At 46.5% G+C, this 23083-nt stretch carries 19 protein-coding genes; 16 read left to right on the top strand and 3 right to left on the bottom strand.

Annotated elements, in window-relative coordinates; translation table 11 throughout:
* Positions 1–24: 24 nt before the first annotated feature.
* The 10 genes from AC1ECB_RS20090 (at position 25) to AC1ECB_RS20045 (ending at position 9589) form a co-directional block, all read left to right on the top strand.
* Positions 25–669, top strand: coding sequence for a precorrin-2 dehydrogenase/sirohydrochlorin ferrochelatase family protein (locus AC1ECB_RS20090; protein ID WP_485665444.1), 645 nt, complete (start codon positions 25–27; stop codon positions 667–669).
* A complete protein-coding gene (gene hemA / locus AC1ECB_RS20085) occupies positions 638–1987 on the top strand; it encodes a glutamyl-tRNA reductase (protein ID WP_485665443.1) in 1350 nt (449 codons plus the stop codon). Before AC1ECB_RS20090 ends, hemA begins: the two co-directional genes overlap by 32 nt.
* Complete coding sequence (hemC, locus tag AC1ECB_RS20080) at positions 1950–2885, top strand: hydroxymethylbilane synthase (RefSeq protein WP_485665442.1); 936 nt, start codon at positions 1950–1952, stop codon at positions 2883–2885. The genes hemA and hemC overlap by 38 nt, the downstream gene beginning before the upstream one ends.
* 22 nt (positions 2886–2907) lie before the next feature.
* Positions 2908–4425: a uroporphyrinogen-III C-methyltransferase gene (gene cobA / locus AC1ECB_RS20075; RefSeq protein WP_485665441.1), complete on the top strand. Its 1518-nt coding sequence runs from the start codon at positions 2908–2910 to the stop codon at positions 4423–4425.
* A gap of 2 nt (positions 4426–4427) precedes the next feature.
* Positions 4428–5393, top strand: coding sequence for a porphobilinogen synthase (hemB, locus tag AC1ECB_RS20070; RefSeq protein WP_485665440.1), 966 nt, complete (start codon positions 4428–4430; stop codon positions 5391–5393).
* Between the two features lie 22 nt (positions 5394–5415).
* Positions 5416–6729, top strand: a complete 1314-nt coding sequence (hemL, locus tag AC1ECB_RS20065; protein ID WP_485665439.1) for a glutamate-1-semialdehyde 2,1-aminomutase — start codon at positions 5416–5418, stop codon at positions 6727–6729.
* A 206-nt stretch (positions 6730–6935) separates the two neighbouring features.
* The gene (locus AC1ECB_RS20060; protein WP_485665438.1) at positions 6936–7961 is read left to right on the top strand and encodes a GGDEF domain-containing protein; all 1026 of its coding nucleotides are present in this window, start codon (positions 6936–6938) and stop codon (positions 7959–7961) included.
* A gap of 340 nt (positions 7962–8301) precedes the next feature.
* On the top strand, positions 8302–8718 hold the full coding sequence (locus tag AC1ECB_RS20055; protein WP_485665437.1) for a transposase zinc-binding domain-containing protein: 417 nt from the start codon (positions 8302–8304) through the stop codon (positions 8716–8718).
* A 65-nt stretch (positions 8719–8783) separates the two neighbouring features.
* Positions 8784–8957: a hypothetical protein gene (locus AC1ECB_RS20050; protein WP_485665436.1), complete on the top strand. Its 174-nt coding sequence runs from the start codon at positions 8784–8786 to the stop codon at positions 8955–8957.
* 20 nt (positions 8958–8977) lie between these two features.
* Positions 8978–9589, top strand: coding sequence for a transposase (locus AC1ECB_RS20045; RefSeq protein ID WP_485669375.1), 612 nt, complete (start codon positions 8978–8980; stop codon positions 9587–9589).
* Between the two features lie 194 nt (positions 9590–9783).
* Here AC1ECB_RS20045 and AC1ECB_RS20040 read toward each other — a convergent pair whose 3' ends face one another.
* A complete protein-coding gene (locus AC1ECB_RS20040) occupies positions 9784–11919 on the bottom strand; it encodes a cell division protein FtsA (RefSeq protein ID WP_485665435.1) in 2136 nt (711 codons plus the stop codon).
* A gap of 182 nt (positions 11920–12101) precedes the next feature.
* Here AC1ECB_RS20040 and AC1ECB_RS20035 point away from each other — a divergent pair, with 182 nt between their 5' ends.
* Genes AC1ECB_RS20035 through AC1ECB_RS20025 form a run of 3 tightly spaced genes read left to right on the top strand, consistent with a single transcriptional unit; the run spans position 12102 to position 15295 of the window.
* Complete coding sequence (locus AC1ECB_RS20035; RefSeq protein ID WP_485665434.1) at positions 12102–12947, top strand: DegV family protein; 846 nt, start codon at positions 12102–12104, stop codon at positions 12945–12947.
* A 23-nt stretch (positions 12948–12970) separates the two neighbouring features.
* Positions 12971–14605, top strand: coding sequence for a DAK2 domain-containing protein (locus AC1ECB_RS20030; protein WP_485665433.1), 1635 nt, complete (start codon positions 12971–12973; stop codon positions 14603–14605).
* 45 nt (positions 14606–14650) lie between these two features.
* Positions 14651–15295: a cyclodeaminase/cyclohydrolase family protein gene (locus AC1ECB_RS20025; protein WP_485665432.1), complete on the top strand. Its 645-nt coding sequence runs from the start codon at positions 14651–14653 to the stop codon at positions 15293–15295.
* A gap of 43 nt (positions 15296–15338) precedes the next feature.
* On the opposite strand, the gene AC1ECB_RS20020 is transcribed toward AC1ECB_RS20025, so the two are convergent.
* Positions 15339–17513, bottom strand: coding sequence for a Tex family protein (locus AC1ECB_RS20020; protein WP_485665431.1), 2175 nt, complete (start codon positions 17511–17513; stop codon positions 15339–15341).
* A 179-nt stretch (positions 17514–17692) separates the two neighbouring features.
* Here AC1ECB_RS20020 and AC1ECB_RS20015 point away from each other — a divergent pair, with 179 nt between their 5' ends.
* Positions 17693–19021: an MATE family efflux transporter gene (locus AC1ECB_RS20015; protein ID WP_485665430.1), complete on the top strand. Its 1329-nt coding sequence runs from the start codon at positions 17693–17695 to the stop codon at positions 19019–19021.
* Positions 19022–19059: 38 nt separating this feature from the next.
* On the opposite strand, the gene AC1ECB_RS20010 is transcribed toward AC1ECB_RS20015, so the two are convergent.
* The gene (locus tag AC1ECB_RS20010; RefSeq protein WP_485665429.1) at positions 19060–20097 is read right to left on the bottom strand and encodes an HD-GYP domain-containing protein; all 1038 of its coding nucleotides are present in this window, start codon (positions 20095–20097) and stop codon (positions 19060–19062) included.
* 195 nt (positions 20098–20292) lie between these two features.
* On the opposite strand from AC1ECB_RS20010, the gene AC1ECB_RS20005 reads away from it, so the two are divergent.
* Together AC1ECB_RS20005 and AC1ECB_RS20000 are read left to right on the top strand one after the other, a co-directional pair.
* Positions 20293–22683, top strand: coding sequence for an MASE3 domain-containing protein (locus AC1ECB_RS20005; RefSeq protein ID WP_485665428.1), 2391 nt, complete (start codon positions 20293–20295; stop codon positions 22681–22683).
* A 196-nt stretch (positions 22684–22879) separates the two neighbouring features.
* Positions 22880–23077, top strand: a complete 198-nt coding sequence (locus tag AC1ECB_RS20000) for a YvdQ family spore coat protein (protein WP_145092598.1) — start codon at positions 22880–22882, stop codon at positions 23075–23077.
* Positions 23078–23083 lie beyond the last annotated feature (6 nt).

The raw sequence follows: 23083 nt of genomic DNA, 5'->3' as shown, positions 1-23083 counted from the left end.
TAGCTTGTCCAGGACGTGAAACAAATGGAATTATACCCTATTAATCTCAAATTGACCGGACGGCGGTGTGGTGTTATCGGCGGCGGTTCGGTAGCTGAGCGCAAAGTAATGGGACTTTTGACGGCCGGTGCCGAGACAAGTGTATTTAGCCCTGTACTGACACCAAGGCTTAGCGGCTTGCAGGAAACTGGCCGCTTGGCATGGATACCGCGTACCTATCAGGCCGGTGATTTACATAATTTTTTTTTGGTGTTCTGCGCCACGAATGATCCGGAGATAAACCGTCAGGCAGCGGCAGAAGCCCAGGCAGCAGGAGCTTTGGTTACTATTGCTGATGCGCCTGATTTATCTGATTTTTATGTGCCAGCCCATGTAGCCCATGGGGATTTATTACTTACGATTTCGACCGGTGGTGGTAGTCCGGCACTCTCAAGGCGGCTCAGAGAAGAGCTTGCCGCAACGTATGGACCGGAATATGGCCATTATCTGACGCTGCTTGCCAAGCTTAGAACAGAAATGAAGGACCGTTTGCCAACAGCTAAGGACCGGGAAAAATTTTGGCGTGAAACCATTGATCAGGAGACACTTGATTTGCTTAAACAAGGCAAGTTTAGCGAGGCAGAGGAGAGAATACGAAATGCAGCTTGTTGTATTGGGCCTGAATCATAGAACGGCCCCGGTAGAAGTCCGGGAGTGTTTCTCTTTTTCAGAAGAACAAATCAAAGCAGCCTATAAGCGTATTTATGAATATGATGATATTCGGGAATGCGTTATTTTGTCTACCTGCAACCGGACTGAAATGTATGCGGTTGTGGAAGATGCCGATGATGCTTTGACGGTTATGCAGGATTTCCTTGACTATATGGCACCCAACGTGTTCGCTGAGACAAACTATGATTATCTATTTTATTTTCAGCAAGAGGAATGTATCAGGCATCTATTTAGAGTAAGCGCCAGCCTTGATTCACTGGTACTGGGTGAGGGGCAGATTCTCAGTCAGGTAAAATCAGCCTACGCCATTGCCCGGATCGCAGGGACCACTAAGACGGTCTTAAATACACTGTTTAACAGGGCTATTGCTGTTGGAAAAAGGGTGCGAACTACCACCCGGATTGCCTATAATGCGGTATCTGTCAGTTATGCTGCAGTGGAACTGGCTAAGAAGGTACTGGGCGACTTATCTGCCTCTAATGTATTGGTGCTAGGCGCTGGCGAGATGAGCGAGTTGGCGGCACGCCATTTGGTGGCCAACGGTGTTAAGACTGTGTTTGTATCTAACCGTAACTTTAGCCGGGCCGAGGCTTTGGCAGACAAGTTCCGGGGTGTTGCCGTGCCTTTTGAAGATTTTTTGAAATGTGCGGTTGATGCTGATATTGTGATTACCTCCACAGGAGCACCGCACTATATTATTCAGACCTGGGATGTGGCTCATCTGATGCCCAAACGGCAGGGGCGGCCGATTTTCTTTATTGATATTGCCGTACCACGGGATATTGAGCCTGAGGTAGGAGCTATTGCGGGTGTAACTCTTTATAATATTGACGATTTAGAGGCTGTGGTTGAGTCCAATATGCGGGAACGGGAACAGGAAGCTGCTGAAGCTGAAAAACTGATTGATGAGGAAATGGCTGAGATTATTGACCGTTTTCGTTATTTGTCCTACCAGCCGATGCTGGCTCAGTTAACTGATAAAGCCGAACGTATTCGTCAGCGGGAAATAAAGCGGGCTTTGACCAAGCTGCCGGACATTACGCCGGAAGAACGGCGGATATTTGAAAATATGTCGAAGATGATTGTGAGAAAACTGCTCCGCGACCCCATTGTCCGACTGAATGAGGCAGCCGGTACGGACAAGGAGTACTATTACAAAGATGCTTTGCGTAAGATGTTTAAGCTTGATATTGCATTGGAAATAAATCGGGAAGATCAGCTGGGAGAGGAACGAGAGCGTGAAACAAAAACTTGTCATCGGTACGCGCGGCAGTAAGCTGGCTTTGTGGCAGGCTAATCATATAGCCGCTTGTTTACGGGAGCACTACCCCAATATAGTAATTGAATTAAAAAACATGGTAACGACAGGAGATAAAATCCTGGATGTACCGCTGGCCAAAATCGGCGGCAAGGGTCTATTCACCAAGGAGCTGGAAGTTGCCATGCTAAGCGGAGAAATTGATCTGGCTGTGCATAGCCTTAAAGATATGCCGACCCAATTGCCGGAAGGTTTGATACTGGCCGCTGTGACTGTACGGGTCGATCCGGGGGATGCCTTAATCAGTCCGGAATATAAAACGCTGGATAAGCTGCCTGTTAACGCCAAGGTAGGTACTTCCAGCCTGCGACGCAAAGCTCAGTTATTGAATGCCCGCCCCGATCTTACCATTGTTGACCTGCGAGGAAATCTGGATACCAGGTTAAAAAAGCTGACAACAGAAAATCTGGATGCCATCTTGCTGGCAGTTGCCGGCCTGAGACGCTTGGGGTGGGCTCAGCATATTACCCAGGTATTGCCGCAATCGATTTGTCTGCCTGCCGTCGGGCAAGGGGCATTAGCCATTGAAGCAAGAGAAAATGACGCTGAGACTATGGCTATGCTGGCATTTTTAAACCACGAGCCAACCCGCCAGGCTACATTGGCCGAGCGTACCTTTTTGGCTGAGGTGGAGGGCGGCTGTCAAGTACCGATTGGTGTTTATGCTCAGCTTGAACAAGGCGGTCAACTTAGCCTTAACGCTGTTATTATGTCGCCTGATGGCAAAGAAGCTATTCGGGATACTATTGCTGGCAGTCCGGCAGAAGCAGCCATGCTGGGACAAACACTGGCTATGCGTATGCTGAATAATGGCGGACGTGAGATATTGGCGAAGTTATATGAGAACCAGGAATAGATGGGGTTTAAGGGAGGATGCTATGAAGCAGGGAATTGTCTACTTAGTTGGCGCCGGTCCTGGAGATTACGGGCTGATTAGTTTGAAAGCAATAGAGTGTATTAAACAAGCCGATACTATTGTGTACGACCGGTTGGCTGATGACCGGCTGCTGGATCATGCCCGGTCCAAGGTTGAACTTATTTATGTGGGGAAAGCCTCCAGCGATCATACTATGCGCCAGGACGATATTAACCAGTTGCTGGTAGAAAAGGCATTAGAGAATAAGGTGGTTGTCCGGTTAAAAGGCGGCGATCCGTTTGTCTTCGGTCGCGGTGGCGAAGAAGCAATAAAATTAGTTGAGCATGAAATTCCGTTTGAGATTGTTCCTGGAATTACTTCTGCGATATCTGTACCGGCATATGCCGGAATTCCTGTAACCCACCGGGGAATTGCCACTTCTTTTGCTGTTATTACCGGACATGAGGACCCTACCAAGACAGAATCTACAATGAAATGGGACAAATTGGCTACCGCGGTGGATACGCTGGTATTTCTTATGGGAGTGGAAAATTTGCCCTATATTACAAGTAAGCTGATTGAACATGGCCGTCCGGCTGATACGCCGGCTGCTGTCATTCGCTGGGGCACTAAACCGGAACAGGAAGTGCTGGTGACAACAGTTGGTCAGGCGGCTCAAACTGTTGTTGCCAGGGGCTTAAAGCCGCCAGCTATTTTTATTGTTGGCCATGTCGTCTCACTACGCGAGCAACTGGCGTGGTTTGATAATAAACTGCTGTTTGGGAAGAAGATACTGGTTACCCGGGCTCGCGAGCAGGCCAGTGTTCTGACAGATGGTCTGGCGAAACTAGGCGCTGACTGTATTGAGGCCCCGGCTATCAAGATTGTGCCGCCTGAAAGCTATGGAGAGCTTGATGACGCTATTATCCATATTAAAGAATACAACTGGCTGATTTTTACGAGTGCTAACGGCGTAGACCATTTCTTTGAACGGCTGGCTGCCGCCGGGCTGGATACGAGGGCTATTGCCGCTAAGGTGGCTGCCATTGGTTCGCAAACTGCTGACAAGCTAAAAAGTTTTGGTATTACTGCCGATATTGTTCCGGCTGAGTTTAGGGCTGAAGGTATTGTTGAGGCATTAGCAGATTATATAAAACCTGGCATGAAAATACTGATTCCCCGTGCTTTGGTGGCGAGGGACGTTCTGCCGGCGAAACTGACAGAGTTAGGAGCTGATGTGAAGGTTGCGCCTGCCTATCGTACAGTTGCCGGTGATACTAACGGACAAGAGTTAGCCGCTAAACTGGAGCAAGGTTCCATTGAGCTAGTTACCTTTACAAGCTCCTCGACGGTGACTAATCTATTAGATTTGTTAGGGGAAAATGGGGCACAGCTTGTTGCCAAGGCCAAAGTAGCCTGCATTGGTCCCATTACTGCCGAGACCTGTATAGCTCATGGCATTAAGCCTGATGTTATTGCCGAAGAATATACCATTAAGGGGTTAATAGAAGCTATTACAGCGTTGTATGAGGGGGAATAACCATGTCAATGATTTATCGCCCCCGGCGGCTTAGGGCTACCGGCGGTATTCGCAGTATGGTGCGGGAGACGGTGTTAACGCCGGCCAACTTGGTCTATCCTTTGTTTATTGTGCCTGGCACTAATGTCAAAAAGGAAATTTCCTCCATGGTGGGAAATTACCATTTGTCAGTCGACAAGGCTGTAGAGTTGGCGCGGGAAGCATATGCTCTAGGCATCCCGGCGGTGCTGGTATTTGGTTTACCTGAGTACAAGGATGAACGTGGCAGCAGTGCCTGGGACATGAGCAGTCCGGTGCAGCAGGCTATTACGGCCATCAAACAGGCAATACCTGAACTGGTTGTTATCAGTGATGTTTGCTTATGTGAATACACAAACCATGGACATTGCGGTCTTATACATGGGCAGCAGGTGGATAATGATGCAACATTGCCACTACTTGCCCAAGTGGCACTTAGCCACGCCAAAGCGGGGGCAGATATGGTGGCTCCGTCGGATATGATGGATGGCAGGGTAGCGGCTATCCGGGCATTGCTGGATAATTCCGGCTACAGCAATGTCAGTATTATGTCTTATGCGGCCAAGTATGCTTCTGCCTATTACGGACCTTTTCGCGAGGCCGCTGATTCGGCTCCGCAATTTGGAGACCGTCGGGCCTACCAGATGGATCCGGCCAATTCCCGCGAAGCGCTCCGGGAAGTTGCACTGGACATTGAGGAAGGTGCGGACATTGTGATGGTTAAGCCTGCCTTAGCCTATCTGGATATAGTTCGCCAGGTTAAGGATGAGTTTTTGTTGCCGGTAGCTGCGTACAATGTAAGCGGCGAGTATGCTATGATTAAGGCGGCGGCGGCCCAGGGGCTGATTGACGAGCCCCGTATGGTTATCGAGTCGTTAACAAACATGAAACGTGCTGGTGCTGATATTATTATTACCTATCATGCGCTTGATGCTGTCAAATGGCTATAAGAACCCGAAGGGAGATTTCAATATGACATTTACATTGAATAAAGCAGCAACTGCTTTTGCGGAAGCCAAACGATATATTCCTGGCGGTGTCAACAGTCCGGTTCGTTCGTTCCGGGGTGTTGGCGGTACGCCACCCTTTATTGCCAGAGCAAACGGTAGTCATATTTTTGATATTGATGGTAATGAGTATATTGATTATGTAGGTTCATGGGGTCCCATGATTTTGGGGCATGCCCATCCTGAGGTGACGGCTGAGCTGCGTGTTGCCTTGGAACGCGGCACCAGTTATGGCGCTCCTACGCTCCTGGAGACCGAGCTTGCGAGGTTGATTACGGAAGCCATTCCTTCTATGGATCTTGTCCGTTTTGTTAATTCAGGTACAGAGGCCACAATGAGCGTCCTGAGAGTGGCCAGAGCATATACCAAACGCAGTAAGATTGTCAAATTCGCCGGTTGTTATCATGGTCATCATGATAGTCTGCTGGTTAAGGCCGGTTCAGGGGCAACTACCTTAGGTGTGCCTGACAGCCCTGGTGTACCGGAAGGGATTGCGGGTAATACGATAACAGTTGATTATAACGATGTTCAGGGATTAAGCAAGCTATTTGAACAACAAGGGGAAGAAATTGCGGCAGTTATTATTGAACCAGTACCTGGAAATATGGGACTGGTATTGCCGAAACCGGAGTATCTGGACAAGGTACGTGCTATTACCGAACAGTATGGTGCACTGCTGATTTTCGATGAGGTCATGTCCGGTTTCCGGGTAGCGTATGGGGGGGCGCAGGAAGTCTATAATATTACTCCCGATCTTACCTGTTTGGGTAAGGTGATTGGCGGAGGTCTGCCTGTGGGTGCCTATGGTGGGCGGCGGGATATTATGGAATTGATTGCACCGGCCGGACCAGTATATCAAGCGGGTACACTGAGCGGTAATCCGCTAGCGATGACGGCCGGACTTGCTACTTTGCAGATAGTGACACAGGATGCTGACTTTTACGAGAAAATTACAGCCAAAACAGCGGCACTGTGTGCCGGTATTCAGGCTAAAGCTAAGGAGTTTGGCTTTGCCTATCAATTTCACCAAGCCGGTTCGATGTTTGGTCTGTTTTTTAGTGAGCAGCCTGTTTACGACTATGCGAGTGCCAAATGTTCAGATACAGCTGCGTTTACTATCTACTTTCACGCTATGCTGGAGCAAGGTATTTATTTTGCCCCCTCTCAGTTTGAGGCTTCATTTATGTCTGCTGCTCATACCCAAGAGGATATCAATGCGACAATTTACGCCTGTGGCAATGCCTTTAAGAGAGTGGCTGAATACGTCAGTAAACAGTAAAATACAAAGAAACAATCCCTGTGGATAATTTTTACAGGGATTGTTTTGTTATTTTGTAGAATATTTTGTAAGAATATTACAAGAACTGCGGAATTTTTTACAAGGTTATCAGCAAAAGAAAAAGCTTACTTTTTATTCTGAAAATATGATACTATTGTACAAGAAGCATACATCTCCTCCTAGTGTTTAAAGGAGTTTGAAAAACAATGAGTGCAAGTAATGGTAGGGATATAATAAAAATATGGGGCGATCCTGCCACACAACTGCAGTTGATTATCAGACGAATGGGCGCTATTGCCGTGTTGTTTTCTTTAACAGCCGCCGTAGTTAATCAAGGGCCTCAGTGGTTGGTGATTACCGGCTTAGCCAGTGTATACATTCTTTATAACATGCTCTTATGTTGGCGTTTGGCTAAGCTGCGTTTGGGTGATTTAGCTATTAATTTAGTGCTGTGTGCCGGACTTACTGTAGTTGGAGCAAATTATAGCAATATCTTATACCATTTGTTGCTAATACGGATGGTGCTCATGGTGGGACGCGACCGGGCTATGCGTCTGACGCTGAGTATTGCATTTGTTTATGTGACTGCGCAGCTCTTTACAACCCATGCTATGGCGGCAGATTTTTGGCTTGATGTAGTATTCAATGTAATTAGTTTTGCACTGCTGTCCGGAACAGCTGTTTATATGTGTAATGTAGTAGAAACACAATGGAAAAACCAAGGACAGATTGCTGAACTTATGCGAGAAAATGCGCACCATTATGAGTTAGCGCATACGGATCAGCTGACAGGCTTGTTAAATCACCGGGCCTATCTGGAAAAGACAGCTAACATATCGCAATATATTTTACTGATTGTTGATATTGACCATTTTAAGCAATTAAATGATGCTTATGGTCACTTATTTGGTGATCAGGTCTTGGAAATGGTCGGCAGGATGTTAAAAATGAGTATTCGGAGCAGGGATATGGCTTTTCGCTATGGCGGTGAAGAATTTGCGCTGGTATTGCCGAGTACTTCGCTTGAATTAGGTCTAAAGATTGCCGAAAGGCTGCGTTTTCAAGTGGCCAATTGCGATTTCGTTCATAAAGGGGAACGTGTTAAAATTACCATTAGTATCGGGGTAGCGCGTAAGAGTCCGAATGTAGCCTGCCAGGATGCCTTCAGTAAAGCTGACAGTGCTTTGTACCGTGCCAAACGGCAGGGGCGCAACCAATGTGCGGTATTTTAAACAAGCGAAAATAGATTGCCACACTAAAGCTGCAATGAAGTGACCGGAGTAGCAGTTTACTCAAGCCATTGCGAGCGTAGCGTGGCAATTTTTTTATAAGATAAGTATATGTTTTTGAACCGCAGAAACGCAGAGTATGCAGAAGGAATGTCTCGATATACATCTCCCCTCTGCGCTCTCTGTGTACTTTGCGGTTAGAGCCGTATCCTCAAGGGCGCGATAGCGTTTTTTTAATATATCAGAAAGTATAAGATTCGGGGTGTAGTCCTTTACTTGATATATCAGAAAGTATAAGATTCGGGGTGTAGTCCTTTACTTGGAATTTTGGTAAAGTAAAAGCATGGCACACAATACATTATGGCAAATATTCTTCGACAAGAATGAGCATTGGGATAAATTTATAAAGCGTCATGGTAGACGTATTCGAGAAGTTGTGAAAAAAGAAATCAACAAATATCGTTATTGTGGTGATAGCAAGCATGGTTATAAAATGCTAGTATGTGAAGGGTGTCATGATGTAAAAATTATACCTTATCGCTGTAAAAGTAGATTTTGCACGACCTGCTCCTGTGGTGAAAGCGAAGAATGGAGTAGGATGATGTCAGAAGATGTTATCCAAACCAATCATCGTCATGTTGTCTTTACGATAGATGAAAATCTTAGAATCATATTTGAGAAGCACCGTAATTTGCTTAAAGGCTTAATGGATGAAGCAGCGCGTATGATTCGTGATTATTTTCAAAAAAACATAAAGTAATACCTGGAATTATATCCGGATTACATACTTTTGGATCGAAACTGAACTTTAATCCGCATGTCCATATGTTAGTAAGTATGGGTGGTATGAAGGAAAATGGGGAATGGAAAAGTTATGACTTTATCCCTTTTCCCATGCTCCGTAAGCAATGGCAAACAGTGGTGCTTAAACTGATTCGAAAGAGTATTACGGCAGAAGAGAAGAAAAAGTTCAGCCGCTATTACAACAAGCCTATGTAAATAATGCAGATGGCTTTTATATATATGCCCCGAAACAAAAGGGAAATTTTAAAGAACAATTACAATACATTGGTCGTTATATGAGACGTCCTGCAATCGGTATAAATCGAATAGTAGACTACGATGGTGAAATGGTAAGTTTTCGTTATCATGATAAAAATGATGGTCAAGAAAAGGTTGAAACAATAACGGTGGAAGAATTTATAGGTCGAATCATAAAACATATACCAGATGAACAATTTAAAGTGATTCGTCATTATGGAATCTACTCTAGACGAATCAAAACCCTATGCAAACAATTAATAACAGTTTGGCAAAAAAATGCACGTAAGTGGCTAGTAAAGATAAAGCGGTTAGTAAAAAGAAATTGGAGTCAAAGAATCAAAGAACAGACAGGAAAAGATCCAATGATATGTCCCCATTGTAGTAATTATTATGAATACAAGGGAGAAGTCTGTCTAAAAGAAGGTAAATTGACAGTAAAATATGCAAAAGATAGTATGGCGAGAGCTTATTTAGAAAGGATGATTGACGATAGCACAGGCAATGAGAAAAAAGAAAGCAAAGAAAATAGGCGGGAAGCCAACGCCTCCTCGCCCAAGTACGGTAAAGTATATTTGTTTAGTGTGTGATGAGATTGAGAATATTCCATACCAAGTTGTTAGGAATTTTGACAGAATGGATGACGGTGATCCAACGGTACCGCCACAGTTTGCTTGTCAAAAATGTGGCAATGCGATGTATCCTGAGTATTACAAAGGGGTTCATGGATTTGAGTATAAGATATCTGATTTGAGGTAGACCAAAAGGACGCGTAGCGTTTTTCTTATTTTTCAATTATTTGAATGGTTACACTGTCACCGTTTTTGACGATGGCGGTAAATTCTGTGGGCAGACCATTTAAGAGCACATTTACACTGGCGGTAACTGGCAGGCTAAGGGGATCAAAATCGGCAGCAAGGAGTACATCGCTGATAAGTGGCTGGAGGTCTGAGGAAGTAAAATCAATTACGCTGCCGGAAATGGCAGGCAGGCTGATATCTGCCGGGTGTCCATCTACCAGCACAGTGTGACGGTGAATAGGGATAGTGCAAGGTGTACCGTTAAACAAAACCTTAATATCGTTGCCACTATCCTGATTGGTTATTCCCAGGACATCGGCCAACGTTGGCGGCGGCAGCTTAAGTATTTCAATGGTATCGCCAGACGCTAGCAGTGTATCAGGGGCTGCCGGGACGTTATTAATAGTATACTTGGGCCAGATAGTATACGTGCGTTCGGATCCATTAACCTGATAAACATATTCGGCAGAGGTGGGCTCAAGTGCTAGTTGTTGTAAAGCCTGTTTGAGTGTGGGCTTGGGATTAACGCAAATCTGGTCACGGTCACTTAGTACCGTGTCCGGGGTAGCGGGAGTTCCATTTACTGTTATTGGCTGCTCTAGGAGATAGTTCTTGCCGTCAATAGTAATTGGTACTGACTCAGGCGTAGCTGCGATATCTTTCAGGAGTGGTGCTGGTGTTGTTCCATTAGTACCGAGGTTTACCACAAGTATATCATGGTCATGCAGCGCATCGGTCAACTTGGCGGGCTGGCCGTTCCGCAGAATTTCGCCAGGATTACCATGACTACCGGCAATAAACCGGGTTTTACCATTGACGGAAATGGTTAAGCCCATGCCGGGACGGCCGCGTAATGCCCGGATGTCAATACCGGCAGCGAGCAAAGCATCGGCTACTGTTAACCGGCTTAAATTAAATAAGCGGATTGTCCGTTCATTCAGCGTAATATTAATAAAGTTAAGCATGCGCCCGCCAGCCAGCTTTAAAATTCCTAGTGGTGTTACTGAATCCGGGGTGCAAAGTGCTGCCGGTATGCCAATAATGCCTTCAATCGAATCAGGACGGCGAATGGCTATCTTAGCAGCTGGAATATCAAGCGCCTGTGCTAAGGCTTCAGGCAAAAGTGGTGTGAGTGCGCCGCCACCAACCAATAATACCGCTTGCGGACGTTCATTATTGAGTGAAAGTATTTCAGCGGCAAGAGCCTGCGCAAGTTCTCCTACCTTAGACGTCATGGCCGCAATAATGTCTTTGGCAGAAACCTTTTGTGACATACCTAATACATCGGTAAAAGAAATTTTTTTATTTTTGCCACTTGATTGGCGTTTGACTGTTTCCGCAACATTAAAATCAAGCAGGAACTGCTGTGATATAGCTTCAGTGATTTCATCACCGGCGAAAGGTACCATGCCATAGGCTATGACAGAGCCGTCACGGGTAATGGCAACATCAGAGGTACCGGCACCGACATCAATAAGCACCAGATTAAGATGGCGCATGGTAGTGGGAATAAGTACATTAATAGCGGCAATCGGTTCCAATGTGAGGGTGGACATTTCTAATCCCACAGTTTGAATAGCTGATTGCAAAGAGTCAATAACCTGCCGCGGCAAAAAGGTAGCAATGGCTTCAATGGCAGACTGTTTACCACGCTGGCCTATCAGACTTTTTATGCGGGTACCGTCTAAGCTGAAGCTAACGACACTATAACCGACACAGTAATAGTCAGACGGCTGAGGGACAGCGCCTGAAGTAGCCAGCTCAGCCTGGGCTGCTTGAATGGCAGCGAGCTCCAGTGAGCGCTCATCCTCTATGGTAAGAGCTCCATGTGAAGCAGTGTCAAGAGTTGCTGAGGTTTTAAGCGTGCACAGAGCGCGCCCGGCAGCAGCTACGGCTACCTTGGTTAGCGCACCGGTAGTGGCTTCCAGCCGCGTTTTGACAGAGGCTAGTACTTCTGCTACCTCCTGAACATCGTGAATTTGGCCGTCAAGCATGGCACGGGTATGATGTTCTTCCCGGTCTGATGCTACTAGTTTTATCAGGCCATTTTCCATTTCGCCGACAAGGCCGACAACGCTGCGGGTTCCGATATCTAATGCAAAGAGGAGTTGTTTGTTCATAGCTACTCCTTCATAAATAGTATAAGTATAGTTAGCTTCGCCGCTTACTATCCGACTTCCTGTCAGCCCCGGTAAGATTTAAGAATTTGCTGAAATTCTGGTCGAAAAGGCATAACGATATTTTTGTGTATTTGTGCTAGATTATTTGGTAAGATATAGGTTAAAGGAGTAGGAGAAGGGTTGTGTATGTTATTGATATACAGATAGTGATTGACAGTACGGCCAATGTCCCGGAAGAAATGCTAATAGCTCATGCCAATCTCCGTGTTGTGCCGTTAAAGATTATTCTCGGTAAGGACGAGTGGAACGAACCGGAGTTAACTACTGCAGAATTGTTCCGGCTGGTTAATGAAAAAGGGGTGCATCCCCAAACTTCACAACCCGCGCCGGGTGAATTTGTTCAGGCATTTATGCCGGCAGCTCAGGGACATCCGGTTATTATGATTTGTCTTGCGGGCGGGTTAAGCGGTACCGTTAATGGGGCCAGAGCGGTAGCTAATAAAGACTTTAAAGGCCGGGAAATCTATGTTATTGACTCTTGCACTGGTGCTATTGGCGCTGTAAAAATGGCAGAGTCGGCGCTGGCTATGGCAGCAGCCGGTGAGTCAGCCCGCGTAATCGCCGAATATCTGCGGCGCATGGCAGCTGCCACCCGCACTTTATTTATTGTTGACTCACTGGAATATTTGCGTAAGGGTGGGCGCATTGGCGGGGCGGCGGCGTTGGTTGGCTCTATATTGCAAATTAAGCCAATTCTTATGCTACGGGAAGCAAGGGTGCAGGTACTTGATAAGGTGCGCACCCAGTCACGCGCCATATCCCGTATGCTGGAGGAACTTTCTAAAGAGGATAGTCTGGCGTATATCGGCATAGTATATGAGGATGAGCCGGCTGTGGTCGAAGAAATGCTGACATCCATTCACCAGCGCTATCCTGATATCCCTGTATCGAGATCTGTACTTGGGTCAGTATTGGGTGCCCATTTGGGCCCCGGAGTTATTGGACTGATTTTTCAAAGCAAGGTATAAGAACTGTGGAAGGGGATACTAGTATGCAGCCAAGGGGCGAAGTAATTGACGGCAAAGATTTTCGCCGGATGATTACCGGGGCTTATAGTGCATTTATGCGTAAACACGAATATATTAATGGTCTGAATGTCTTTCCTGTTCCTGATGGCGATACCGGAACCAATATGCTGCTTACGCTGGGAGCAGTAGCCAAAGCCGTGACAGAAGCTCCAGATGAGGGGATTGGTTCTTTGGCTCGCCGGGGAGCTGACAGCGCTATCATGGGAGCCAGAGGTAATTCTGGTGTTATTTTGTCACAATTGCTGCGTGGAATTGCCAGAGGACTGTCAGGTAAAGATACTGCCACCTCTGCTGAAGTCGGTAAAGCCTTTCAATATGGGGTGCTGTATGCCTATCGTGCTGTTGCCAGGCCGGTAGAAGGCACTATCTTGACTGTTGCCAAAGGAATTGCCAAAGGCACCTATCGAGCAGTTCGGGATCATGCGACTTTTTCGGATATTTTGGCAGCGGCAATTCATGCCGGCGGGGAAGAGTTGAAAAGGACTCCGGAATTGCTGCCGGCGCTAAAGGAAGCTGGCGTGGTAGATGCTGGCGGTCAAGGACTGATTGTTTTTCTGACTGGCTGCCTGGAGGGACTGGAAGGCAGGTTTTGCGGGCCTGAGGCCGATTTTGGCCGTACGTTGACTGTGCCGGGTATTACCGCTGATATTACTATTGCTCATCCTTATTGCACCGAGTTTATCGTTAAACGGTTTGCTGCCAGCTTGGTGGAGGTGAAGCGCCAGTTAGAGCAAATGGGTGAATCTTTGGTGCTTGCACCAGGTGAAGATATTCTAAAGGTGCATATGCATACCGCTCACCCTGGAGCTGTATTGGAATCAGCCATTGCCTGGGGGACGCTTCATGATATCAAAATTGATAATATGGCAGATCAACATCGCCAAGCCATTGATCTGGGAGAAGTTTTGTCAGCAGTGCCGGCGGCCCCGGCTCAGGCTAGGGATAAGTTAGCGATAATCAGCGTGGTTGCGGGCGAGGGCATGAGTGCTATCATGCGGCAACTCGGAGCCAATATTATTATCTCAGGCGGGCAGACCATGAATCCGCCTGTGGAAGAATTTATAACAGCCGTGCACAATGGACTGGCTGAACAATACATTATTTTGCCAAACAACAAAAACATTGTTCTGGCAGCAGTGCAGGCCAAAAAATTATTGGGGGAACGGGTGGCTATTGTACCAACAACTACTATTCCACAAGGATTTGCTGCTATCCTGGCCTTTGACCCGGGCGACTTGCTTGAGGCTAATATCCGGCGAATGACTGAGGCTCAGAAAACCGTGAGATCAGGGAGCCTGACCATGGCTGTGCGTGACTCGGCTATGGACGGTCAAAATGTGCCAGAAGGCTCCTATATTGGAGTGATTGACGGCAGTGTAGTCGTGTGGGCTGATAATATAGCCGGCGCCTTAAAGCAGCTTGTCTCGTGTTTGGTGGGGGACGATAGCGGTGTGGTTAGCTTGTATTACGGGGTTGAGCTTGTCGGAACAGAGGCTCAGATATTAGCTAAAGAGCTTGGTAAAGAGCTGGAGGGCATAGAAGTCCAAGTGTATTTTGGTGGGCAACCGCATTATCAATTTATCGTTAGTGTTGAGTAAGCAGTGATATATATGTACAAGCAAAAGCGAAGGGATGCGATAGATATGTTAAGTTCATTAAGTATTAATGATTTTGCTGCTAAATTGGCTTCTGATGTCGTACCGCCAGGCGGAGGCAGTACGGCAGCCTTATATGGGCTCATGGCGGCAGCCTTATTAGAAATGGCAGTAAACTATTCCTTAAAAAGTCCCCAGCATTTGGAGGATAACGAGATTCTAAGCGCCAAACAAGCTGATCTGACCAGACTTCATATTGAACTCACGATATTAATTGACCGGGATGCGTTGGCTCTCCAGGGATTACTAGCGGCCGCTGATTTATCAGCAACAACTACTGAAACACAAAAGGTGCGCAATCTGGCGCTGCAAAAGGGTCTTAAACAGGCCGCCGAAGTACCAATTGAAACAGCCAGCGCCTGTCTTGAGGTAATGGAAATCGGGAAGGCCATTGTCGGTTTAGTGGATAAAATGGTAGTGAGTGATTTAATGGCCGGTGTGGCTGCTGCTCACGCCGGTATTACAGCTAGTTTGCTAAGTACAGCCATAAATTTGGGCGAAATTCAAGAGGAAACACTGGTTAGCGGACTTACCGGGCAAATTTATCTGCTAAGAACTACCGGTGATGAGCTTAAGGCAGCCATTGAAGAAAAGGTCTACAGAAGTGAACCATTTACTGTGTTGCGGGGGTAATTATTTAAAAATCCCTGTATCTTTGTCAGATACAGGGATTTTTTTACTTTTTAGGGACTTGTTTGAGGCTAAGACCAATACGCTTACGTTCTTCGTCAACATTAATGACTACTACGTCGATGATATCGCCCACTGAGACAACCTCGGTGGGATGGCGAAAAAACTTGTGGCTCAGTTCTGAACGGTGGATTAGACCGTTAATCTTGATACCGATATCAACAAATACGCCAAAATCGGTCACATTGTGAACAGTACCCTTGATTAGCGTACCAGGAGTAATATCAGAGAGCTTGACAATGTTTTTTCGGGTTTGGGGTGGTGGCACATCCTCGCGCGGGTCACGGCCTGGTTTGGCTAAAGCGGCCAGGATGTCCCGGACTGTCGGCTCACCGGCATTCAATTCGGCTGCCAGGCAGGCAACATCAGCGTCCGGTGCTGCCTGCTGCAGGGCGGCCAACCTATTTTTGTCTGATAAATCCTTTAACGTAAAGCCGAGTTTGCCTAAAATAGCTGCTGCCAGTTCATAGGATTCCGGGTGAACCGGGGTGTTATCCAGCGGGTTACCAGCCTGGGCAATCCGTAAAAAACCGGCACACTGGGTAAAAGCCGCTTTACCTAGCCGGGCGACCTTTAACAGTTCTTTACGGCTTTTGAATTGGCCGTTCTCGGTGCGGTAGGCAACAATGTTTTTGGCGACACTGGCATTAATACCGGCGACATAGGTAAGAAGCGCCGGGGAGGCAGTATTAAGTTCAACACCGACATGGTTGACGCAGGATTCTACTACATTGGTTAAAGTACCGCCAAGTTCTTTCTGGTTTACATCATGCTGATATTGGCCAACCCCAATAGATTTGGGGTCAATTTTGACCAGTTCGGCCAGTGGATCTTGGATACGGCGGGCAATGGAGACTGCGCCGCGGATAGTTACATCCAGATCAGGCAGTTCTTCTTTGGCCAGTTTTGAGGCTGAGTATACTGAAGCCCCGGCTTCATTGGCAATAATGTAGTGGACGTTCAGATTGTGGGTGCTGATCAGGTTGGCGGCAAATTCCTCAGTTTCGTAGGAGGCGGTGCCGTTGCCAATGGAAATCAGCGTAACTCCATGTGTGTGGATAAGATCCAGCACTTTGGCCGCGGCTTCCTGGCGTTGGTGTTCACTCATGGTGAGGTAAAGTGTGTTGGTTGCCAGCACAGCGCCAGTCGGGCTGACCACTGCCAGTTTGCAGCCGGTACGGTAGCCAGGGTCAAGACCCATTACCGTATGGCCTGCCAGTGGCGCTTGCAGTAATAAGGGACGCAGATTGAGGCCAAATACGCGGATGGCCTGCTTTTCGGCGTTTTCGGTTAAGAGGGTACGGAGCTCCCGTTCCAGTGTTGGAAATAGCAAACGTTTGTAGCCATCAGTAAGGGCATCGGTAATAACCTGGCTGAAAATGGAGTTGCCGCTAAGTATTTTGTTGCCAATGAGCCGGATATTAGCTTCCTGGTCGGTGGCGAGGGTCACTTTAAGGGTTCCTTTAGTCTCGCCGCGGTTGACTGCTAAGATTCGGTGGGACGGCATGCGATTGATCGGTTCGCGGTAGTCCTTGTAGGTCAGGAACTCTTTGGCTTCTGTTTCTTCGACAACAAGCTGAGTAGCGATTTGGGCCTTTTGCCACAGCTCTTTGCGGAGCAGGGCGCGGATATCGGCTCGCTCACTGACTGTTTCAGCAATGATATCCTGGGCACCGCTTAGCGCTAGCTCGGCAGTAGTAATCTCATGCTCTTCATTGATGTACTCAGCAGCTATATCCAGGACATTGCCGGTAGTTTGTTGCTGAGCCAGAATTAGTGTTGCCAACGGTTCGAGGCCCTTTTCCCGGGCAATTTGCGCCCGGGTCCGTTTTTTTGGCCTGTAGGGCAGATACAGATCTTCCAGTTCTTGCAGTTTGGTGGCTGACTGAATAGCCTGGGTTAGTTCAGGGGTTAATTTGTCCTGCGATTCAATGCTGGCAAGAATTTCTTCCTGTCGCTTGATAAGATTGCGGAGATATTGAGTACGTTCTTCAATTGTACGGATATGTTCTTCGTTAAGCTCACCGGTGGCTTCCTTGCGGTAACGGGCAATGAACGGGACGGTATTGCTGTCATCTAATAGGTTTATGGTAGCGGTTACCTGATGGGGTTTAACGGTTAGTTCACGCGCAATAATCGCGGGGATATCGGTAATTAGCATTTGTTCACCAGCTTTATTTAGTTTAGTATTCTTTATTATAAGCAGTTTTTACTGTAAGCACAATATAATGACCCTAGTTGCTGCAGAAAAAGGACTATTTTTCCGGGATGCAGAAATAGTAGAAATTGAGAAAATAGCTAGTTTAATTTCTTTGCAGGGACTAAGGGGACGATGCGATAGTGATTGTTTCAATCGGAGACTATATGCGGCGGCAAATTATAAAATTGGTCTGGCCGGTGATTTTGGAAGGTGCCGGGGTCATGGCTGTTGGTGTGCTGCTGACAGCCATGGTAGGCCGGCTTGGCGCGGTGCCCTTAGCTGCGGTCGGTTTGGCGACAATGCTGCAATTTTCCACAGCAATGGTGTTTGCTGCCGCCGGTACTGGTGCTGCCTCAATTGTAGCCCGGGAAACAGGGGCCGGTAACTGGCAGGAAGCCAGGAATATTATTGGGCAGGCTATTCTCCTGGGGGCGGTTTTGGGGACAGGGGTAGCTGCTAGCGGATGGTTTGCAGCCGAGTTTGTGCTTAACTTGACGGCGGCTGAGCCAGAGGTGACCGGACTGGCTAGCTCTCTGGTTAAAATTACATTTATGTTTACGCCTTTGTTCTTAATTATGTCTATTGGTACTGCCGCCTTGCGGGGTATGGGAAAAACACAAACTGCTTTTTATATTACGCTGGTCAGCAATATCGCAGCAATTGGTATAGCTTATGTACTTGTTTTTGGACATGGTTTACCGGCTATGGGTCCTTATGGTGCTGCCTGGGGCATGGGCGTAGCGCAGTTGGCAGGCGCCTTAACGGTCTTGCTTGTTCTTCATCGTCAACAAAAGGTTCAGCTATCCTGGCGGCATGTGCTGGTAATTCGCAGCAAGGTAATTGCTCGCATTATGGACATTAGTGTGCCGGCCGCTTTAGAACAGCTAGCAATGCAAAGTGGCCGGATGGTGTTTACCTTTATGTTGGCCGGTGTGGGCTCAATGCAATTTGCCGCTCACCAGATCGCCACTCAGATTGAGTCGATGTCGTTTTTGCCGGGTTTTGGTTTTTCAGTGGCGTCCATGACCCTGGTTGGTCAGTATTTAGGCAAAGGTATGCCCCACCGGGCCATACAATTTGCCTGGCTAACAAATAAAATTGCTTGGTTGAGTATGACTGCTGCCGGGGTAATAATTTTTATCTTTGCCAGGGAACTGACCACTTTGTTTATTGATGATCCTCAGGTCACCCATTGGGGCACACTGTGTGTGATGATTGCCGTACTGGAGCAACCGACACTGGCCATCTGTTTTGTGTTAGGTGGAGCTCTGAGAGGGGCAGGGGATACACGGTGGCCGATGTATATTACGACCATGGGAGTGTGGCTGATACGTATGCCATTAGTGTATTTGTTTATTTGTGTCTGGGGTTATGCCATTACGGCTGCCTGGTATATTACGGCAGGTGATTTTCTGATTCGAGGTGCCATTTTGTGGTGGCGGTTTGACTCAGGGAAATGGGCTAAATAACGAACGTCACGCTATTTTTGCGTGACGTTTTTATTTTACTACTCGGCAATTACATCAACAATAGTGAGTTGGGGTCTTATGGCCAAATCGATAATTTGGCCCTGACTGTTTGCCCGGGTGTTCCGCTCGGCAATCTGTACTGTTGGGGTAGGTGCAAAGCGTACTTTGTTTTTTATGACGTAAGCTTTTTGATTGGTATTTAGTCTGACCAGACAGCCGACCGGATACAGAGGTGTAGTATGGAAAAAGGCCCGTAACAGATACATATCAAACAGGGCATTGGCATTTGCCAGCATATTTATCATAATAGTGCTGCGTGACTCGCCGGTTTTAGTGGCAGCAGCCATAGTGTTATCAAAGTAATTAGCAATTGTCACTAACCGTGACAATGGATGAATTTCTTTTCCAGCCAAACCAGCAGGATAGCCTTGGCCATCATAACGCTCATGATGTTCAGCCGCAATACGGGATATGATGCCTCCAACCTTGTTTTTAATGAGAAGCTGCTGACCATAAACAGGATGCAAGCGCCCGGGGTCGACTACCGAACCATTAATAGCAGGCATTACTACTTTACCTAAATCATGAAAAAGTGCTCCCAACGCCAAATCCATAATGACTGGGCGCGGCAGCTTAATATAAAGACCGGTGGCTATTGACATAAGGCATACATTGATGGCATGGTCGGTTTCAGTTTCATTAGGCTGGCGTACTTGCACATTGACAATCTGTCCCAGATTTCGTTCAGTATCATTAATAACCTTGCCAACCGTTTGTCGAATTTGTTTCAAATACATGGTTCGCAGGCCGGAATCCAGTATATCCTGAGCTTTTTTACAAAATAGCGAACGGAAGCACAAAGTAAGTTCCTCGCGGATTTCCGGGGCAATTACATTGGGTTTTTTTAACTCAGCTGCATAAGGATCATAAATAGGAATAGTGGTTACTCCCAACTGCGTAAGCCGGGTAATATAGTACTCAGTAAGGGCAATGCCCTTTTCTAAAAGCAAAGTGCCATTATCATCAATTATATCGCGTGCCAGTACCATACCGGCTTTTATCTCATTAATAAGCATAAGGTAGTCCTCCTTATTATGACTACCATTATTATACATAAATAAAATTAGAAAAGAAATATGTATTTTGCTTAGTTATCTAGGACTTTAGTCTGATATTGACATATTGACATAAGGAACACTGTTGTTTATTGCGGCATATTATGTTAGTAACATGGTTGGTAATAGTTACCTTGTTGGAGGGACGGGATAAATGTGTCATCGATAATTAATTCTATTAAAGCTAACCTGCAATTAGTTGCCCTTACGTCAGTATTGATCGGTATCTTAGGAATAGTATCCTGGTTGCCTAAGGTTTTCTATATTGTTTATGATAATGAGCTCTATCTTATCATCCATTCAATTAGTGAAATAATTTGTATAGCAATCGGGATAAGTGTATTTATTGTAGTGTGGTATGGTTGGCCACAAACCAAAAACAGTCGTGATCTGCTAATTGCTATGATTTTTTTGGCTGTAGGTTTGCTGGACCTTGCTCATTTACTGTCGTATAAAGGAATGCCTGATTTTATCACCTTAAATAGCGAAAATAAGGCCTCGTTGTTTTGGATTATCAGCAAAATGTTGGCTGGTGCGGGATTGTTGGCTGCCGCCTATATTCCGCGCCACAGTAAAAACCCGGTATTTCACCGGTTGTACCTTCTGACAGTGACAATTACCATGACTACTGCCTGCATAGTGTTGGTAGTACTGTTTGAGCATTCCCTGATTCCTATGTTTATACCGAAACAGGGGCAAACCTTGGCAAAGCTTGTTTTGGAATATACGACCATGCTGCTTAATATTTTGGCTATTTATATGTACGGCCACCGTAACCCGTCACAGCAAGCCGTATTTTTGTTGCGGGTCAGTCTGGTATGCAGCTTGGCTTCCGGGATGGCGTTTACCTTATATGATAATGTTTATGATAGTTTCAACTTTCTTGGACATGTGTACAAAATCATGGGCTATTATTGTGTGCTGCGATCTTTGCTGCAAACCTCTATTGTGCGTCCCTATATGCGTATTGCGCGTCTTAACCGTTCACTCAGGTCTATGGTCGCCAAGAATATGACGTTGTATAAAGAAACCAAAGACAGTGAACGCATTCTGCAGCAAGCCTTCATCCAGTTAGGTGCTACATTAGCCAGCAAACATGATTTGGAGGGAATGCTCCAGCAGGTTGTATCTGCTACTGGGACAGTGTTTCAATGCGACCATGTCTATTTAGCACTAGCGGAAAATAAAACGCTAAAAATAATGGCTTACATTAGCAGCTTTAAACCACCAGATAAAATCAGTCCTGAAAGAAGCTTTATGGGTAAAGTATTTACCGAGAAAAAACCGCTTGTCGTTGATTATATTAGTGATTATCCGGAATGGATTATCGAGGCTGTCAGTCTAGCTGGGCTAAAGTCGATGGTGGGTGCACCAATCAGGCATAATGGCGATGTTATTGGTGTGCTGGAGATTTTTTCCCGTAAAGAAAAGGATTTTTCTCAGCATGATGCCCAATTTTTGAGTGTTTTTTCCCATCATGCCGGAGAAGCCATTAAGAATGCCAGAGCGTATGCAACCACGGTGGAAAGTTTTGCGGAACTCAGCCTACTTTATGATATTGTCAAAGAGTTGGCTATTCAGAAATCTCCGGCCACTATTTTGACCCGAGTAACCGACAAACTCTATAATTTATTTGCTGCCAATGGGGCTGTGGCTTTCATCATGCACTATCGGGATGACGGTATTCATACCGAACCGGTGTTTGCTACTGGTTTTGAACAACGAGAAATTGATCATTTGCAGCATGTATTTTCTGACGGGAAAATGACCTGGCCCTGGAGTGGGCTTAGTAGTATGGATGACGGTACCGCCTATGAGGAGACGCAACGGGGACTTATTACGATGTCGGTACTCTTGTCGCGGCGCCTTAATATCCTGCCGCTCCTGGCAAGTGGTAAGTTGCAGGGCTTGATTGTGCTTGGGTGGAATGATCCTATGCAAGAAATTCCGCCAAGTAAAGATCTTGTGCTCAGCACCATTGCCAGTCAAACTGCCATTGGGCTTGAGCGGGCATATCTATATGACCATTTCCAAGCCATGGCGCTGACCGATCCCTTGACCCGACTGGCCAACCGTCGTCAGTTTGAGGTGGTGCTAGAGCGTGAGATTAGCCGTACCCTAAGTTATCACCGGCCGTTAAGCCTGATTATGCTGGATATCGATTTCTTCAAGAAGGTCAATGACACGTGGGGGCATTTGGCCGGTGACGCTATCTTGCAGCGAATGGGAAGTGTAATTAAAGAAGGTTTTCGCCCAACCGATATGCTTGCACGGTATGGCGGCGAGGAATTTGCGGTGGTCTTGCCGGAAACTTGCCTAGAGGAGGCAATGCGATTGGCGGAGAACTTCCGCATGGATATTGAAAGTGCCAGCTTTGAGGCTGGTGACACAATAATTAATATTACCATTAGTTTGGGGGTAGCCACTTTTGAAAGTTGCAGTAACTGGGCCGAGCCAAAAAAAGAGTTGATTGATGCTGCCGATCAGGCACTTTATCGCGCGAAACAGCAGGGTCGTAATCGTGTAGAGTGCCATAAGGAAAGTTAATAAAATATCCAGAACTGGAATAATAACTGGAATTTGTGCACATTCTATGGGTGATATAGTGAGTCTTAGCTTTAGTGAGGCGTTTAACCCCCAGCTAGAGTTTAGTCTAACTTATCCCGGGACTTAGTTGCTCTTTCTCCCAATAGGAGTGGTAGAGTAGCCTGGTTATCAGATAAACCGCAAAGGGGGGATATGTGTGCTATCATCCAAAGAACTGATGCATCTTGAGGATTTTCTGAGTATGGAACAAAACTGTACTAAAACAATGAATTACTTTGCTAGCAGTGTACAGGATACTCAGACAAAACAGCTTTTCCAACAAGCTTCTCAGAAGAGTCAGCAGCATTTGCAAACTATGAGCAAACATTTAAATGCAGGCCAAAATTTACAATAATTGAGG

The organism is Sporomusa sp. 246TCP1, assembly GCF_057319775.1.
This window is presented reverse-complemented; position numbering and strand designations above follow the sequence as displayed.

What these genes read in the sequence shown, in the direction of transcription:
- hemB (WP_485665440.1), top strand. Translation starts at nt 4,428, where the DNA reads ATGTCAATGATTTATCGCCCCCGGCGGCTTAGGGCTACCGGCGGTATT.
- hemA (WP_485665443.1), top strand. Translation starts at nt 638, where the DNA reads ATGCAGCTTGTTGTATTGGGCCTGAATCATAGAACGGCCCCGGTAGAA.
- AC1ECB_RS20030 (WP_485665433.1), top strand. Translation starts at nt 12,971, where the DNA reads ATGCAGCCAAGGGGCGAAGTAATTGACGGCAAAGATTTTCGCCGGATG.
- AC1ECB_RS20010 (WP_485665429.1), bottom strand. Translation starts at nt 20,097, where the DNA reads ATGCTTATTAATGAGATAAAAGCCGGTATGGTACTGGCACGCGATATA.
- AC1ECB_RS20090 (WP_485665444.1), top strand. Translation starts at nt 25, where the DNA reads ATGGAATTATACCCTATTAATCTCAAATTGACCGGACGGCGGTGTGGT.
- cobA (WP_485665441.1), top strand. Translation starts at nt 2,908, where the DNA reads ATGAAGCAGGGAATTGTCTACTTAGTTGGCGCCGGTCCTGGAGATTAC.
- AC1ECB_RS20060 (WP_485665438.1), top strand. Translation starts at nt 6,936, where the DNA reads ATGAGTGCAAGTAATGGTAGGGATATAATAAAAATATGGGGCGATCCT.
- AC1ECB_RS20055 (WP_485665437.1), top strand. Translation starts at nt 8,302, where the DNA reads ATGGCACACAATACATTATGGCAAATATTCTTCGACAAGAATGAGCAT.
- AC1ECB_RS20050 (WP_485665436.1), top strand. Translation starts at nt 8,784, where the DNA reads ATGTTAGTAAGTATGGGTGGTATGAAGGAAAATGGGGAATGGAAAAGT.
- AC1ECB_RS20040 (WP_485665435.1), bottom strand. Translation starts at nt 11,919, where the DNA reads ATGAACAAACAACTCCTCTTTGCATTAGATATCGGAACCCGCAGCGTT.
- hemL (WP_485665439.1), top strand. Translation starts at nt 5,416, where the DNA reads ATGACATTTACATTGAATAAAGCAGCAACTGCTTTTGCGGAAGCCAAA.
- AC1ECB_RS20020 (WP_485665431.1), bottom strand. Translation starts at nt 17,513, where the DNA reads ATGCTAATTACCGATATCCCCGCGATTATTGCGCGTGAACTAACCGTT.
- AC1ECB_RS20025 (WP_485665432.1), top strand. Translation starts at nt 14,651, where the DNA reads ATGTTAAGTTCATTAAGTATTAATGATTTTGCTGCTAAATTGGCTTCT.